This window comes from Bacillus sp. CR71 (assembly GCF_003429245.1).
In the GTDB taxonomy this organism is placed as follows: domain Bacteria; phylum Bacillota; class Bacilli; order Bacillales; family Bacillaceae_G; genus Bacillus_A; species Bacillus_A thuringiensis_S.
In genome coordinates this window covers 195318-211618 of the sequence record NZ_CP031748.1, presented here as the reverse complement: position 1 = coordinate 211618, position 16301 = coordinate 195318, and the positions used below count along the sequence as shown (strand labels likewise).

The window sequence follows — 16301 nt, the reverse complement described above, 5'->3', positions numbered from 1 at the left end:
ATTCATCTCCCACCTACCGTTGGGCTACGCCCTTCACACGCTTGAGGAAGGAGAATTCTTTCGGGAAATTCGTTAAAAACTTTTAAAAATTGAAATTGTATTGTAAAGTAATGATTTTACAAATAGAAGCAGTTTTATATAATTAAAGACAAGTAAAGAGAATTTAAATGATCCACAATAGAACGAGTAAAAATCAACAATCGTGCGGATTATTCTGATAATGTTTCAACTTAAAGGTTATATAGCCATCATATAGCTATGACGTTTCACATTTTTAAGATTCAAATTATATTTGTAATTAACATTGTTAGGAGGTATTTAATTATGGAGAAAGTGTTAGCATTGTTTAGTGATGCCCTCCTACTTGCTGCTCCAATTTATGAAGAAAACAAGCAGTTATGGGCCAAATGGAATAAATATTATAAAGAAGTACAAGAGAATCATGATAAATTAGTAACATCAGCTAATATGTCCCCTTCCTTTTCGACACTTGTTTCTTGGTTAGGTCAGAAACAAGAGCAAGGAATATCGTTGTTAAACATTTATGCCAATCTGAATAAATATAAAGTTGAGATTCAAAATGTACTAGATAAGATCATTGAACAAGAATTCGGAGAAAAAGTTGAAGCAGTTGAACCAACTCAAATTTCAATTTTTGAAGATAGTCAGGTAACAGAACATATAGAAGATATATCGGATGATTACTATCCTGTAACCAATGACGCAATGTACTATCAATTACGTGATGGAATAGCAAAAAATCATTTTGAGGAAGATGAAGCAGTAGCAAAACCGGTACTGCCATTAGAAACAAAAAATTCAAGCGGAGTTGCACAACTATCTTCACATAAGGATGAGGATTTGAGATTAGTGAATACAAACGAAGCAGAAAGATGGTCTATATTGGTTGATGGAGTAATTAGTAATATGGATGATCTTACAGCAGACTGTTTGGATACCATTACAATACAATGGTTAAATCAAGCTAAATCTCCAGATGAATTCATAGATTTTAGTTATGAAAATGTGTTGGAATTATGTAATATGCCAAAAGCATCAGCAAACGGTGTAGAGTATTATCGTGCAGAAGATAAGATAAAAGTAGCGCAACGTATTGCAGCGTTAGCAAGCATATTTATTTATTTGAATGATGATAATGAAGTTGTAGTATTGAACGATCAAGCTGAAACAGGGGAAAAATTTGAAGTAAAACGTGAAGTAATCAAAAGGCTATTCGTACTGGACTCTGTAGTGTTATGGAGAGATAAGAATACTAATGAATATATGGGGATAGAATCCTGTAAGATTAAACCAGGTAGTTTTTTATCGGGCTATTTGTATGGATCTAATAGCACAACTGCTTTATTATCGAAAAAAGCATTAGAGTATAATAGCTATAGACACAAGTTTCATAAACGTTTAATACGTTATTTATCCTGGCAGTGGCGAATCCGTCAACAATACAGTACTTTAAAAAGACCATACTCCATTGGTGGAGAAAAAGGTTTACTGTCTGTAATGGGTATTACAACTACAAAGGGGCGTCCAACTCGAATTCGTGAACAACTAGAAAATGTTTTAAATGATTTAGAAAAAGAAAATGTCATTTCACATTGGGCATATGCAGAAGAATTGGATGAAACAAAGATAGGAGAACGCAATTGGTTTAAGAATTACTTTGAAAAGTTGGGAATCATTATTTTACCTCCAAAAGAATTGATGAATAATATAGATAGTATGGTGAAGAAAAAATCAATAGATACGCAAGAGAAGCAAGAGGAGCGTTATATTGTAGATACAGTAAAACAACCTACTGTAGGATCAGAGGATATGGTTCGAGAGAAAATTATGCATCAGCATATGCATCAAAATAAAACAATGCGTGAGATAGCAGATGAAATAGGTCTATCCCCTGCTACACTCTCAAGATTTTGTAATAAAAAAATGAAACGCATTTCAAAAAGTGTTAATGAAAAACTTAACAAGTGGTATGAAAGACAAATGATTATAGAATCTATGTAAAAAGAAGCAGATACCTTTACAGAGGTACCTGCTTCTTTTTAGTCTTTTCATTTTCTATATGTATGGCTCCATAATCGCACTTGACATTGGAATAATTTCTATTTGCTATTCCTAAAAACAGAAACCACGTATTTAATTTCCTCTCCTCTCCTTTACTTTACGTGAAATTCGTTCAACTACCCGGGGTATACCGAGTGTACTTTTGTACAAAATAAGATTGTTAAACGTTAAATTGAGGAGGGTTTGTATGCAAAATTATAAAAAAGCTATAGAGAAGTCTGGTTCTATTATAAAACCAAATTTTGCAGAAACTGATGCGCAAAAAGTAAAACAAGAAATTCAAAATGATGTGAGAGCAGGACAAGGAGCAATGACTTCCCGGGAAGCTGGGGCAATGCGAGATTAAGAAACCCCTCCTTACTGAGTTTTAATTTTCTTCTTTAAAATCTTATTCAGTAATGAGTTATTCCGTAATCTGGCCCGATTGCTTAATAGGAAAAAATCCTGCACATTAACACAGGATTATAATCAAGTTTTGCTATAAGGCCATAAGTCTGGTTTTGTTTCATAAAAAGTCTTTTTTTCGGAAATATCATCTTAAAAAGTAAGAAGGTATGAGCTTACAGCCCACACCTTCTTACTGGTAGAAAAATTCGTTATATGCATAGCTTATCACTCATGATCAATGTCACCTTCGATATATTGATTGAGTTTAGCCTTAATTGCGGCACTTTCTGGAGTTACTTCTGCTACTTTACGATTGTGAAGACGAGAGCCGCCTTGCATTTCATCTATAGGTAATGTGTTTTTATCATCTTGAGAAACAGTAGCAGCCATTTGTTGCTGTAACCATTGCATTGTTAAGTTAGATGTTGTATTTTTACCATTGATTTTTGCAGTTCCTTGAATTTCCTGTTCTTGCTGATTATGAGTTACAGTCGATGTGTAAGCAGGCTCTCTATATTGTGGTGTATGCTTCGCCCTTGGCACTTCTATTGGGGTTTCAGTAATAACTGATGCTTTTTTGTTAATTTCAATAGGTTCTCTATGTTTACTTGTGTCTGGTACATTTTCTTTTTGAACATTGATTCCTTCATTAATTTTTGCGGGTTCTGTTGAAGTAGAAGTAGCAATTGATGCTGTAGCGTCCCCCTTTTTTAGCTTAGGAGCAGAATTTCTTGAGTAATCTTGCACAGACTGATTATTTGTTAACTCACCTTCACTGTCAGTATAATCGTCATTATTATAAAAATCGTAAGTATCAGGGTTTACCGTTTGTAACCAACCTTCTATTGCAGTAGGCGCTGTTTTAGGCATACTCAATTCCTCAATTACAGTTTCTTCGCTATCAACATCTGTATCTGTGACATAATCATCATATTTAATTTCTGCATTCAATGATTCTTCACGAATTTTTAGCCAATAAACAGCTGCTTCTGCATCAACTTGAATCTTAGCTGTTTTAAACTCAGTGGCAGGAACAAAGTTTGCATTTACTTGTATTCCTCCTTGAGGCGCATTATCTTTTACAATTTTAGCAGCACACTGGAATGCTTTTTGAATCAATATATCATTTTCAGAAAGAATGGGTACCTCTGTTTTCGAATAAGAGTAGGATGTTCTACGTGTACTTTGAGTTTTCGTTTCAGCTGTTACCATATCAATTTCTTGATCACCTTCACGTGCTTCATAAATTGTTTTCGTACCCATAAGCTTACTAAACAATTTAGCATCTTCATTAGTAACATCACCATAAACAAGTTTATTACGAAATGTACCTAACAGGATATCCATGAATCTTGGGCCATGTTCAATTGCTAGTTGACTAATTGTTTGTGCAATAACAATTAAAGGAGCTTTATATTTACGTGATTGAGCAGGAAAACTTTTAAATGCTTTATAAATGTAATCAGCAAACTCATCAACTAAAACGGGATGGTATGGAGATACGTTAGGTTTACGACGGAAAACTGCATTCTGCACGGCATACAAACATAATTTACCGAATACATCAGATAGATCAGAAAGTTCTCCTTTCGCTGTATTGATTAAAAGGATGCCTCCAAATTCCAAATGCTTTTCAAAGTCAAAATCTGATGGACCACATAATACACGACGGAGCAGAGGTTGAGCTGAAATATCATTTAATGTGTTTCGTAAACCACGAACGAAGGTTTCTTGTTTATCGATAATCTTTGGCTGTCCATAGTATTTCCCTTCAGTATGATAAACAACTTCCCCTCCCGCACGACCGCCAGAAATTTCAGGCACATAATTTAAATCAAACCATTCATCAACTTGCTTCATTATGCGCCAATGATTTCTCTCATCTCTATCAGGTATAGATTCAATATCATTTGGAAGTCGCCCTTTTAACTTGAGATGCATCTCAAAAACGAGATTAGCATCATTATACATATCAATTAAATGTTCAAATCTAGCTTCAAATTTTGAATCATGGAGTTTTAACAAGTAAATATGTTGTTTAAGATGGGAACGCTCAGATTGAACGAAGAAAGGATTTCCTGCTCCATTATCAGAGAGCCCCGTTAATACTGAACATAACATCTCAGCAACTTTATCAACTGGACCACGTACGAAATTTATTGAAGGGGTATCAGGATTTGTTGGATCTAAATAGAAAATAACACTATCGGGAATCTTGTGTGCCAATACCAAGTTATATACCTTTTCGCAGAAGTCATTAGATGGCTCGATAACTGTAAGACCATTTACCTGCGTTCCTTTTACATCCTCTGAATGATAATCTTTTCTTGCATATAAGGTTTTAAAGTTATTAATCATGGAAGCCATATAGTCAAGAATTTGATTAGCAATTGGTAAACCTAGTGCAGCTGATTTACCTGTACCAATGTTACCGATGATCATTATATTAAGTGTTAAAGACTTGCCTTGTATTACTGCCATTTCCCGTGTAGCACTGTTAGGACCAAGAAAGATATCGGGTTCTGGCAATTTTGATGGATTTTTTTCAGTGAAAAATTTGTGTAATGAAGTAGCAAGTTTTCGTTGTCGATCATCATTCAAAAAGGAAAGCATCCAACCAGGTATTTTAAATACGTATTCCCATTTTCCGAATGCATCTAAAAGCTCTTTTTTATGTTCAAAAAAAATCTTAAAGAGCCATAAGAGTACGAGAATAATAATAATTACAGGTATAGCAAATACAAGGTGCATGATATTACTGAAATTTGAAAGGATAGTATCTTCTAATCCTTTGTCATTTAGTGAAACCTCTCCAGCTTTCGAGTTTAAGAATGGAATAAATATCTTAGCTAATGGAACACTAAACGCCCATAAGTACTGGGCAACTATACCAATTAACATCATCGAGAATATAAACCATCTACGCTTTATCTCCTGGTAGGTCTTAACCTTGGTTGATAGTTGCCAAGTATAAATTAAAATCCAAAAGCTAAAAAAGGTTTCAATGTAATAATTAGTTTCAAATGGATTACCGAAGATACTTAAAGTAGGTAATGAAGCCCCCATTTGTATCGACCAGAAAGAAGCGTATTTATAAATTCCTCTAAAAGCAAAATACCAAGCTAGCAGAAGTAGTAATGTCACAACATAGTAAGATGAGCGGGCTGCTAAACGACATTTCCAGCTTTTCGAAATATCGATTGTAACTGTATAGGAATTTTTTTTGCTCTTTCCGGCTTTTGGGTCCTCCCCATTACCTGGTGCATTATTGAGTTCAGTATTCTTTTGAACTGCATTCTCCAAATTCTTGTTTCACCCTCTCTTTTAACGAATAAAAAGCAGCGGTGAAATTAAGCAATTCAGCAGAAGTAGCCAATAATATATTCTCTGGTGCTATGGAATTGTGAAACAAATCAGTAAAAATGGCTTGCTGCCCACGCTCTAATTCATCCGCTTCATATATCCCCAAAATCTTAATTGGGTTTAGTGTTCGGTATTGATTTTGCATGGCCAACAATCCTGATAATTGATGTAATTTAAAGTGTGCGTTAACCCCCCCTACCTTAAGTATTGTTGATATACATAATATTTCTAAGTAATCTAAAGAATCTTTTTCTTCATCAGATGATTTTTTTCGTAATACCAAAATGTCATCTGTTAGCTCAAGTAGTTTAGAATGCTGCATTCCTTTCGTTTGCATTTCATTTTTATTAGATATCCACTCTACCGAATAAGGGAAAGAAGAATTTATGTTTAAACGTTCAGTGATTTTTTTGAGTAGGTGATTTTTACTTACACTATTAGTTTTGCGAATTTCTTGAAGAATATTATTTACTACAAGTGCCGCCCCACCCATATTGCATACGTAAACATTGAGGTTATCCACTACACATAAACGTGGTATATTGCTAAAGGCTTTTTTTAAATTTGTTACACGTGTTGTCCGTTTTTTGTAAGTAGAAATGGTATGGTAGGAGTCATCGATAACAGAAAATAACACGTAATACTGCTTAGATGGGCTAGCGGCAGCGATATCGAGATATTTTTTTAACTTATTTTCTAAAAACGGAATGTTTTCCGATCCTGTATCAACTTCAATGTTGATAATAGAATTGTTACAAGTAATAACCCAATCAGGAATGATTAATGGGTTTCCCTTTGAGTCAGGATAAAATTCTTTAGATGGACGAAAAGAATATACAAGTTGAGGTAAATCTGGTAGGAAAGAAACGGGTTGAAGTTCTGGTTGAAACATTTCGCGATACTCTTCATCTTCGTATAAAAAGTAAGCATCATTTGAATTGGAGTACATTAGGTTTGGTAAATGTAAGTTTTGCTTCACAATCGAGTTTAGCGGAAAAAGATAATCTCCCTTACCACCTACAATAGCACCAGTATGTTCATTTTGGGATTCTGCTTCAAGTAAATTTAATACAAATTGTGTAATAGCTATATTGTGTTCATACTGCCTTTTGGTAACAAATGAGGTACTACAATCAGAAATTAATTTCAATCGGTATAATATTTCAACCCCTTTTGAAGAGATAGAAACAAAATCCAATGTAAATCCGCGCTTTTTTCTCACACTTATGTTTTCTTTTTTTATTAATTTCATTTTAGCCCACTTGGTTAGCTTTGATGAAAATGTAGTTCGACTTATAGGTTCCCCACTTATCAATTCATAAAATTTGCGTAATTGAATTTGAGATACTGTTCGTTGTTCATATAAAAATAAAACTGTAAAAATGTCAGAACGATTAAAATAAACTCCACGATCATTTTCCCCGACGATATATTTAACGGTATAATCAAATGATTTTTTCAATTTTAAACACTCCCTTGATATGAAAATAATATACGGAAACTTGCATAAAATTGAGTGCAATTGTCAACAAATGAAAGTAATTAATATTGGATAAATTCAGCAGTTCAGTACATAAAAATGATTAAAGTATATTTTAACTGAAATTTACAAAAAAGTAACCCATTATCCCCTGTAAACTCTCGGTTTAAAAACATATATCATTTCGTCAGGTGTGGGTAATTAAATCTAATGATATCAAGTAGAAAATTTCTATTAGAGTTGGTCATATGTACTTCGACATAGATAAGAGAACATATGACGAACTCTAATGATAAAAAAAGGATTCGTCATATGTACTTCGTCATGTAGGTGTAGAGTATCAAAAATAGTTAAAATGTACAGTGAATATACTTTTGCATGGATAAAATTAAGTATTAAACAGAATTGTATTTAATTCTGTAGAGGTATCCGTTTGTCAGAAGGAAAAATTACATCATAAAAGAAATAAGTAAATAAACATAATAAAGTAAATGAAAATTGTGTATATTTCATATTTTGCATGTTACAATCTGATTTAAGGGGTGAAAAAATGCGGAATTGGAACACAGAATATGGGTTAATAACAAGGATAATACAAAGTGAATTTGAAACAGACTTTCTTTATACTAAAGTAATCAACACATTAAATAATGAGTATGAGATAATTCCATTACAGTTTGCAGCACTAGATCCTTATAAAACGTATAATACCTCACAGGTTAGTAGAATTTTGAGGATAAAATCAAATCAGTTAAGATATTTAATTAACAAATACGGTGAATACATCCAATTAATAAAAAAAAGAGCTAAATATGTTATTTCATTTAAAGCTTTATACAGGATTTATTTAGTAAACCTATGTCTAACAAAGAAATTATTTAATTTAGCTGAGTTTAACAGCATTATGACTTCACATGTTAGTTATAGAGATTATATTGATATGAAATTGACAAGTTATACTGACAAGTTTGTAGAACTTAACTATAAAACTAGCCAATTGAATGAAAATGAATCACAATTTTATGTATTATTCCTGCAAATCTCTGAAATTACTACAGAATTAATAAAAGAAATAACTAAATATAATATGACATTAACATCCCCTTTCCTTTCTGTTGACAACAAAGGGAGAAATGAGTTGGTAAATAAGAAGCAAGATCATGAAGTTCTTTTCAATAAACTAAGTGTTTTATATAAAACTATATAGTTAAAAGAGTAATACTTAAAAAGTATTACTCTTTTTTTATAGGGTTATATACAAGTTTTATTTATAAGTCTTTCATATAAGACCTTTAAATGAGTCGTGTAATAATCCGTGGTAATATTCTATTGATATGAAATTAATATAAAATCATATAAAACCTTTAATAATAAGTGTTTATATATACGTCTTATATGTAGTTTGTATATATAAGGTGTATAAATCAAATGACCATGATAATAGTACGTTATTTTAGGAGTATTATATATTGGAATTATAATTCTAGATTAAAATATACATAAATACTGCACTCATATTTATTATTTAATGGTTATTGTTAGTTATATGAAACCTGATGTTAACATGTTTTATTTACTGCTTATATGAACGACTTTCATATACGTCTTATATATTTGACGTTGATATATAGGACATTGTTTCAATTTTACATTTTGTAAATATTATATAAGTCTTATATATAACAACTTAATATAAGTCTTATATATAATGACTTGATATACGTCTTACAATGATGTAATATATTTTTAGGAATAATTAACCAACGTTTTAAGGGGGGGACAACTTGAACGAGGTATTAAGTGAAAAATATAAACAAAACAAATTCACTGAAGAAGTTGTGGAAATGTTTGCAGACATTATTGAAGGAGACGAAATACTCTACAATGTATTTCATTACATAGGATCTCAAGTAAACAAACAATACCAAGAGACAAAGTATATGAGAGGAATCTCAATAAATGAAATAGTAGAAAGTGTTGTTATTGATAGGAGAGTAAAGAAACCTAAGGGTAAATCCTATTCATTAGAACTTGAAAGAACTAACATTTCAAGAAGATCGGCAGAAGGTAGTGTTGCTACTTTAGCTTCAATGTCATTAATAACAGAAAAAATTATGCATCCGTATAAGTTTTTAATTTCAACTATTAGGGGACAACAAGTATTAGTTGAATTAGGGAAACGTAAAAAAAGTAATGAGAATAAGGGAGAGATAAAATAATGGCAAAAAACTTTCTGAAAAACGAAGTAGCTGTGAAAATGACTATGGTTGGTTTTGGTCAAGCTGGAACTAGAATGGTAGATAAGTTTGCTGAGTATAAGCATACAGACGGTACAGCAGTTTATAATTGCCTAGCCTTGAATAGTAATGATGGGGATTTAGCTGAACTGAAAAATGTGCCGAAAAGTAACCAAGTTTCACTAAAATTAGGTGGTTTGGGTAAGAATCCTGAGCGTGCTGTAAAGGTTTTAGAATCTAATGAAGAAGCTAAAGATAAATTAAAAGAATTTATAACGGAACGTGTTAGACCAACTGATGAATTAGTACTATTTTTTGCAGGTTTAGGCGGTGGTACAGGTACATCTACAATTATTCAAGCAATTGAAGAATTCTCCGCTTTTCATAATAAACCTGTAATTGCTGAAGAACTTAAAAGTATGGCAATGAAAATTCCTAGAGAAGAATTAATAAAAAATCAACAAAAGTATGCAAGAATTGCTTTCAATAATGCTATTGAGCGTAAAGATTTCATTAAAATGGGTATTGTAGTTACACTTCCAGTTAGGGCGGATGGGCCTGATGTACTAAGACAGGTGAATAAATTTTCACAAGAAATTTGGAAGTTAGCTAATGATCCAGCGAAAGGCGTTGCATTTGTTGTATTTGCAGATAACCAACACTTCTATGATGAGTTTAAGGGATTAAACGAAAATGAGAAAAAAGGCATTGGAAACTCACGCGACTATGCAAATCAACGCATTGGAGATATTATTCATGAGTTAAATACAGCTGCAAATGGTTCAGGAACATCAGTAATTCTAGATTCTCAGGACTTTAAACGAATTTTACTAGAAAGAACAGGCTGTTTAGTAATTAATAAGATTTCACGTAATATGAATCAAATTGAAAACAGTGAAGAAATTGTAGATATGTTCTCAGAATCATTGAAAGGAAGCTCATTCCATCACCCTATTGACCTGATGAAGACAAATGAAAATGGAGATTTAGAGGCATCGAAGGTACATCATTTTGGTATGTTAGCAATTTTAGATGAACAGAAGAACATTGATGACTCATTTATGGATGATGCAAAAGTAGAAGTGACAAATAAACTACCAATCAATGGAACTGTTTTTAATGGTTATTTAGTGAGTAAAAATGACTTTATGGGCAGCGTGTATACTTTCTATAAGACAGATGCACTACCATCACGTTTATCTAAAGGATTAGTTGAAGAATATAATGAATTTAAAGAAAAACAAAGTCAAATTCAATATACAAAGTCTCAAATTAATACTATTGAAGCGCAAGACTCGGATGATGATTTCAATATTAACTTTGGTGATTACTTTGAATTAGAACCAGTTAAAGATGAAGAGCCACAAGCGCAAAATGATGAAGAATTAGCGGCATTTATGGATCCAGATAAGATGTTCGGAACTAAATAAAAAATAAGCCTGGAATCTTCCAGGCTTATTTTTCTATTTTCATTACATTTTTCATGTATTCAATCATGTTCTCATCAATATAGTTTTCTATGAAAAGTTGTTTTCTCGCAAGATCTTCCTCTTTTTTAAACCAACCAACTTTTTTTATACGAGTTTCTTCCGGCTGTGTATTCCACTCGTTTTCAGCTTGTTTTCTTAACTCTGTACGCGCTCTATGTTGAATAATTATATTATCTAGTCTTTCTTGTCTTTGGCGCTCTTTTAACTTTTCAGGGTCTTCTGGTTCAGGTAGCACTGCACGTATAGCCTCTTCAAACTTTCCTTGATACTCTAATTCAATGTTTTGTAAATGCATTTGAATCTTTTGCTCTACTATTTTTTCAATAGTCGCTGCAGCTTCCTGCATGTTTAATTGGGTTGAGACTTCACTGGTTTGATTTTCTGGAGAAACTGGTCTTAGTTCAAATTGATGTGGTAAAAGCTCAATAATTGCATCTAGCGACCACTTTTCATCCCTTTTTAGCTTGATAAATAAAGCTATGTCTAAATCCAGTGTGTTATATAGCTTTTCATTTGTATTATTGGTTCTTAATGTTCCGTGTAACCCCTTTTCCTCTAGGATATTGAACCAATTGTATACAGTGTTATGATGTCGGCCTACTAGTTTTGAAAACTCTGTTATTCGCCAAGCTTTTTCAAAAGTATCTTCATGACTAGAGTTTGTATTATTTGACTCCATATGTTCAGTTGTATTTTTGTTATCTTGTTCAATCATCGTTGTACCTCCTTGAAATATAATGGCCATAGCAAAATGGAATTAACATATAAAGTGAGATTGACATGTTAAGTGTCTTTCGACGATATAAACCTCAATACCTTTGTCGATTGACATTCACATGAAATGTGTCATTGATATATAAAGTACCACTTGTTGACATGAAGTTGATAAATAAGGGTTTGGAATTAACTATTGCTAATGCCCAGTTAATAATCCGTTAGTTATTAATGATTATTGTTGCTATGAAATTAACAAATTAGTCTACAATATATTAATGATAAGAAAATATTAGTGATTTGTAAATAAATTATAAGGATATAGCATTAAACTTAAAGACTTAAAAACTAAAAAGTATGTATAAATCTAAAGTGAAAAGCCCATACTAATAGTAAATAAGGGCCTATATTTATTGTAATTTATGATACTCGGTATTAGAAAACCAAGAACGGTATAGTTAATTGGTTTCAGTAGGTCTTTAGAATGCACGTGAAGGCTATTATAGGTTGTTGAAGTACTTTTATGTGGTTTAATATAAACTCACTTTTTCTAGGGGGTATCATCCCTTACAAGTGATCTCTATATAATCAAAATTGATTCATACAATTGCCACTTTTAAATCGGAAGTAATAAAAAGTGATTTATTGTTTTTGGTTACTATCAAAATACTTTCAAGAATGATATCTTCTCCGATTTATCCAGTGAATTTTGCTATAGAAAAAAGCCTTTTAATAGATGCAGAATCTAAAACTCTATTTGTATGTATATTTTCAACTTTAGAATCGATAATTGTTAATGTTATGTCAATATGTAGGGATGATAGTTGATGTGACACTACTGTTAATAGATAATTAGCCCTATTAACATGTTAATCTCAGGTTACATGTCAATTACAAATAAAGAGAAAACTGTTAATTTTGTTATGTTACTAATAAGAAACTATCAATTGTATGGAATTCTTATTAGCTTCTAGCCATAATTAGTGTTCTTTTAGGATGTTTTCTTTTTTTTATTTTTCAATAGAAACCTGTTGTGGTAGATAAATTTTTAACTAGTGCAAATTTCGAAGACCCAAGATCTGCATCTATTCGTATTACAACTACATAATTGTTAATGTTATATCAATGTTTAACTAAAATTGTTGATATGACATTAACAATATAGACAGTATTTCTCTCTACGTATCGCCTTTAGATCATATATCAATGATAAACAAAGGCTGAAAAGCATTGAATTACTGTCGTCATTTGTTATTGTGATTAAATTTTAACTATTTTTTGATAGTGTGAAAACAACTTCTAGGATAGATCATCACTAGATTCGCTTCAAGCAAACCGTCACAGAAGAAAAAATTCACCAATATAGTTTTTGAAATCTTGAAAGCTATAAACACTTCTCCTTTTTGACACCTTAATGTTAATGTTATATCAATATCAATCAGAATAATATCGATAACAAATAAAAACAATCGCTTAACATGTTAATTTCAGGTTATATATCAATGATAGACAAAGGAAAAACTGTTAATTTTTCGGTGTCACTAATAAGAAACTATCAATTGTATGGAGTTCTTTTTAGTTTCTAAGTGCAATTATAGTTCTTTTAGAGTATTTTTTTGATTTTTCACTAGAAAACTGTTGTAGTAAATAAATTTATAATAAATACAGATCTCGAAGACCCAAGATCTGTATTTATGCGTATTTGAACTACTTAATCGTTAATGTCATATTAATGTTAAATGAAAAATATTGATATGACATTAACAATATAGACAGCATTCCTTTTTATGTGTTGTTTTTAGACTATATGTCAATGGATAAATAAAGGGTAAAATGCTGTCATTATTTATTATCTCGATTAAATTTTTAACTATGTTTTGATGGTGTCGAGACATTTTCTAGGATAGATCGTCACTAGATCCACTTCGAGAAAACTGCCGCAGAAGAAAAATTTCAACCGATATAGATTTTGAAATCTTGAAAGTTATAAACGATTCTTCTTTTTTAACACCTTATTGTTAATGTTATGTCGATCTTATTCGGAACGATATCGATAACAAAAGAAAACAATCAGTTAACATGTTAATCTCAGTTGATATGTTAATAACAAATGAGATTAAAAACCAGTTATCTTTCCTTCGGTATTAACATGAGATTGATAGTTTCAGGGTGTTTCTTTTTTATGTCTTACTAGCATTGAAACATTTTTATAGGTAGTTTATTAATTAACTTATTTCCGCGCAATCTGTTGCAATGGACTAATGTTCAACTAATAAAGATCTTGAAGTTTAGATAGGTGCAAACGTTTTTGATAAGTAATCGCTTGTTAATGTTATGTTGATGTTAACTGGTGGATACTAGTGATAAAGTTGGTGCGCTTCATTTGATATGTTAATCTTAGTTAATATATCAATGTCAAATATAGGTGAGATGTATTGATTTTCTGTTGGTATCAACATGAGATTGATAATTATATGACTGTTTTATAGTCCTTATTCTAAAGTGGTTTTGGGTAGAATTAATTAATTTCAAACAAAATATAATGTTATGATGATTATTTACAAGAAACTGATTATGGTTAACAAGATTGTGCTTAATAGCGCAATTAATTGGTTAGTAGAGATTATACTGTACCAAAAAAAGTATGCAGAAAACCATTAGTGAACGGTTAATAAGGAGGTCCCTTATAGTTTAGTAAATATAGATTGCTAAAATAGTATCTAATTCCGAAGAAGTTCTCGCTTCAAAAGGTCCAAAGGGGGTTAAGCAGTGAGATGCCCATGTATAATTATAGTGTGGAGTTTAATAATATTATAATTAACCTCTAGATTAAATAAAGAATTTTTAGTATATTCTTATTATAACTTGTTAATTTTTTAAATTTCTAGTGATTACATGAAGCCCTTCGGGTTACGGATTAAATTACACGTTTGTGTGGTATTTAATCTCCGTATTCCAAAGGGCTTTTTTATTTGCTCAAGGGGAAAGGAGATATGTGATGTCAATTGAAAAGTTAGCAGCAAGTAGAATATTAAGGCCAGTAAGAAGCATGAATAAGGGGAGTAATGAGAGATGGTTTGAATATTATAGAACAACGTGCCCTATATGTGGTAAGCAAGGATGGTGCATGGTTAATGATTCTGAAACTAAAATAATATGTGGACGAATTTCATCTGAAACAGTATTCGGGGAAGCAGGCTATTTACATATAATAGCTGAAGATCAAAAAAGGGGATATGACTTTTCTCAAAATCAGATGATTAAGGAACATAAGAAGAAAAATGATTACAACCTTGATATTATTTACACTTTATTCCTAGAATTTTTAGACGTGCGAGATGAACATATTAAAATGTTAATGGGATCAAAACGTAGGATTACAAGAGAAGTAATAAATGTTAGAAATTACAAAAGTTTTCCTATTAAACCTTGGGATACTACGAAAGAGCTAATAAAAAAAGTAGGGGGGAAAACAAGCTATATTGTTGGAATTCCAGGATTTTATGCAAAAGAAACAAAGGATGGAAGATATTTTACGTTTGCAGGAAGGAGAGATTCTTTATTAATACCGCAGAGAAATATATATAATCAGATATGCGGTTTTCAATGTAGAATTGATAATCCTGAATATATGACAGTTGTAAAAAATCATAAACCAAGCTTTAAGGCAGAAGTTATTGAGCAACCCAATGTTATAGAGGTGACCTATAAAATCAATGGGAAGATAGAGTCTATATTTAAAGGTAAAATCGATGTTAAAGAATGGTATGAAATTAATTATGAAGGTGAAAAATTAGGTGAAGTACAATTAAAGTTAGAAAGTAAATATATTTGGATCAGCTCAGGTGGGAAATTCCATGGAACAGGAGCTGGGAACCCATTGCCAATACATGTAGCAGTACCTAGTCGAGAGTTGAAAAGTTTGGAACGTGGAGAACTAATAAAAAAGGATAATGTATGGATTTCAGAAGGGAGTCTAAAATCTGATATTTCTGCTGAAAACTTAGAGGAGCTTCTAACAAATGAGGAAAAAGTAATGTATGGTACCACAGTTGTATCAATACCAGGGGTTAAAGTATGGAGAATATTAATTGAACCATTAAAAAAAATGGGAGTTAAACAGGCGACGTTCGCTTTAGATATGGATATGATTACAAATTCAGATGTTCAACGGTCGTTTTTAGAATGTGCGCAAGCGCTTTATCAAGAAGGGATAAGTATTAATTATGCAAGTTGGGATATTAATCTTGGAAAGGGGCTAGATGATTTACTATTAAACGATTATATTCCAGCAATAGAGAAAGTGAGATAAACGCTATTTTAACGAATTTCCCGAAAGAATTCTCCTTCCTCAAGCGTGTGAAGGGCGTAGCCCAACGGTAGGTGGGAGATGGATTTCGGTTTGGCGTAGCCCAAAGGTTTTCCTTTTTATTTTGCCTCTGATATAAGCAGTCTTATAAATTATAAAGGCTGGTATATAAATGAAATTAGATAGTAATAACCATTCAGTATTCTTGTTGTATTATCACCTTGTGTTGGTCGTGAAAT

Annotated in this window: 9 protein-coding genes and 1 pseudogene; 7 read left to right on the top strand and 3 right to left on the bottom strand. The window is 31.8% G+C overall.

The genetic code is table 11. The features are described from left to right. Nucleotides 1–324 precede the first annotated feature (324 nt). Nucleotides 325–2022 (top strand): helix-turn-helix domain-containing protein, encoded by a 1698-nt coding sequence (locus DOS87_RS01150; RefSeq protein ID WP_050845179.1) that lies wholly within the window; start codon nt 325–327, stop codon nt 2020–2022. A gap of 247 nt (nt 2023–2269) precedes the next feature. Further along, on the top strand, nt 2270–2428 hold the full coding sequence (locus DOS87_RS01145; protein ID WP_001181914.1) for a hypothetical protein: 159 nt from the start codon (nt 2270–2272) through the stop codon (nt 2426–2428). A gap of 266 nt (nt 2429–2694) precedes the next feature. On the opposite strand, the gene DOS87_RS01140 is transcribed toward DOS87_RS01145, so the two are convergent. Then, nucleotides 2695–5772: a type IV secretory system conjugative DNA transfer family protein gene (locus DOS87_RS01140; RefSeq protein WP_208730194.1), complete on the bottom strand. Its 3078-nt coding sequence runs from the start codon at nt 5770–5772 to the stop codon at nt 2695–2697. Further along, the gene (locus tag DOS87_RS01135; protein WP_208730193.1) at nt 5744–7294 is read right to left on the bottom strand and encodes a replication-relaxation family protein; all 1551 of its coding nucleotides are present in this window, start codon (nt 7292–7294) and stop codon (nt 5744–5746) included. The genes DOS87_RS01140 and DOS87_RS01135 overlap by 29 nt, the downstream gene beginning before the upstream one ends. A gap of 538 nt (nt 7295–7832) precedes the next feature. On the opposite strand from DOS87_RS01135, the gene DOS87_RS01130 reads away from it, so the two are divergent. The 3 genes from DOS87_RS01130 (at nt 7833) to DOS87_RS01120 (ending at nt 10979) form a co-directional block, all read left to right on the top strand. After that, a complete protein-coding gene (locus DOS87_RS01130) occupies nt 7833–8519 on the top strand; it encodes a hypothetical protein (protein WP_002094243.1) in 687 nt (228 codons plus the stop codon). 577 nt (nt 8520–9096) lie between these two features. Beyond that, on the top strand, nt 9097–9531 hold the full coding sequence (locus tag DOS87_RS01125) for a hypothetical protein (protein WP_001006721.1): 435 nt from the start codon (nt 9097–9099) through the stop codon (nt 9529–9531). Further along, nucleotides 9531–10979: an FtsZ/tubulin family protein gene (locus DOS87_RS01120; protein WP_001097023.1), complete on the top strand. Its 1449-nt coding sequence runs from the start codon at nt 9531–9533 to the stop codon at nt 10977–10979. The genes DOS87_RS01125 and DOS87_RS01120 overlap by 1 nt, the downstream gene beginning before the upstream one ends. Nucleotides 10980–11004: 25 nt before the next feature. Here DOS87_RS01120 and DOS87_RS01115 read toward each other — a convergent pair whose 3' ends face one another. Then, the gene (locus DOS87_RS01115) at nt 11005–11754 is read right to left on the bottom strand and encodes a MerR family transcriptional regulator (protein ID WP_000572418.1); all 750 of its coding nucleotides are present in this window, start codon (nt 11752–11754) and stop codon (nt 11005–11007) included. A gap of 2997 nt (nt 11755–14751) precedes the next feature. On the opposite strand from DOS87_RS01115, the gene DOS87_RS01110 reads away from it, so the two are divergent. Continuing rightward, a complete protein-coding gene (locus tag DOS87_RS01110) occupies nt 14752–16065 on the top strand; it encodes a DUF3854 domain-containing protein (protein WP_097946473.1) in 1314 nt (437 codons plus the stop codon). Between the two features lie 169 nt (nt 16066–16234). Continuing rightward, nucleotides 16235–16301, top strand: a pseudogene (locus DOS87_RS01105) (IS200/IS605 family transposase); the annotation flags it as partial.

Coding starts and splice junctions, on each gene's coding strand:
- DOS87_RS01150 (WP_050845179.1), top strand. CDS start 325: ATGGAGAAAGTGTTAGCATTGTTTAGTGATGCCCTCCTACTTGCTGCT.
- DOS87_RS01110 (WP_097946473.1), top strand. CDS start 14,752: ATGTCAATTGAAAAGTTAGCAGCAAGTAGAATATTAAGGCCAGTAAGA.
- DOS87_RS01115 (WP_000572418.1), bottom strand. CDS start 11,754: ATGATTGAACAAGATAACAAAAATACAACTGAACATATGGAGTCAAAT.
- DOS87_RS01120 (WP_001097023.1), top strand. CDS start 9,531: ATGGCAAAAAACTTTCTGAAAAACGAAGTAGCTGTGAAAATGACTATG.
- DOS87_RS01130 (WP_002094243.1), top strand. CDS start 7,833: ATGTTACAATCTGATTTAAGGGGTGAAAAAATGCGGAATTGGAACACA.
- DOS87_RS01145 (WP_001181914.1), top strand. CDS start 2,270: ATGCAAAATTATAAAAAAGCTATAGAGAAGTCTGGTTCTATTATAAAA.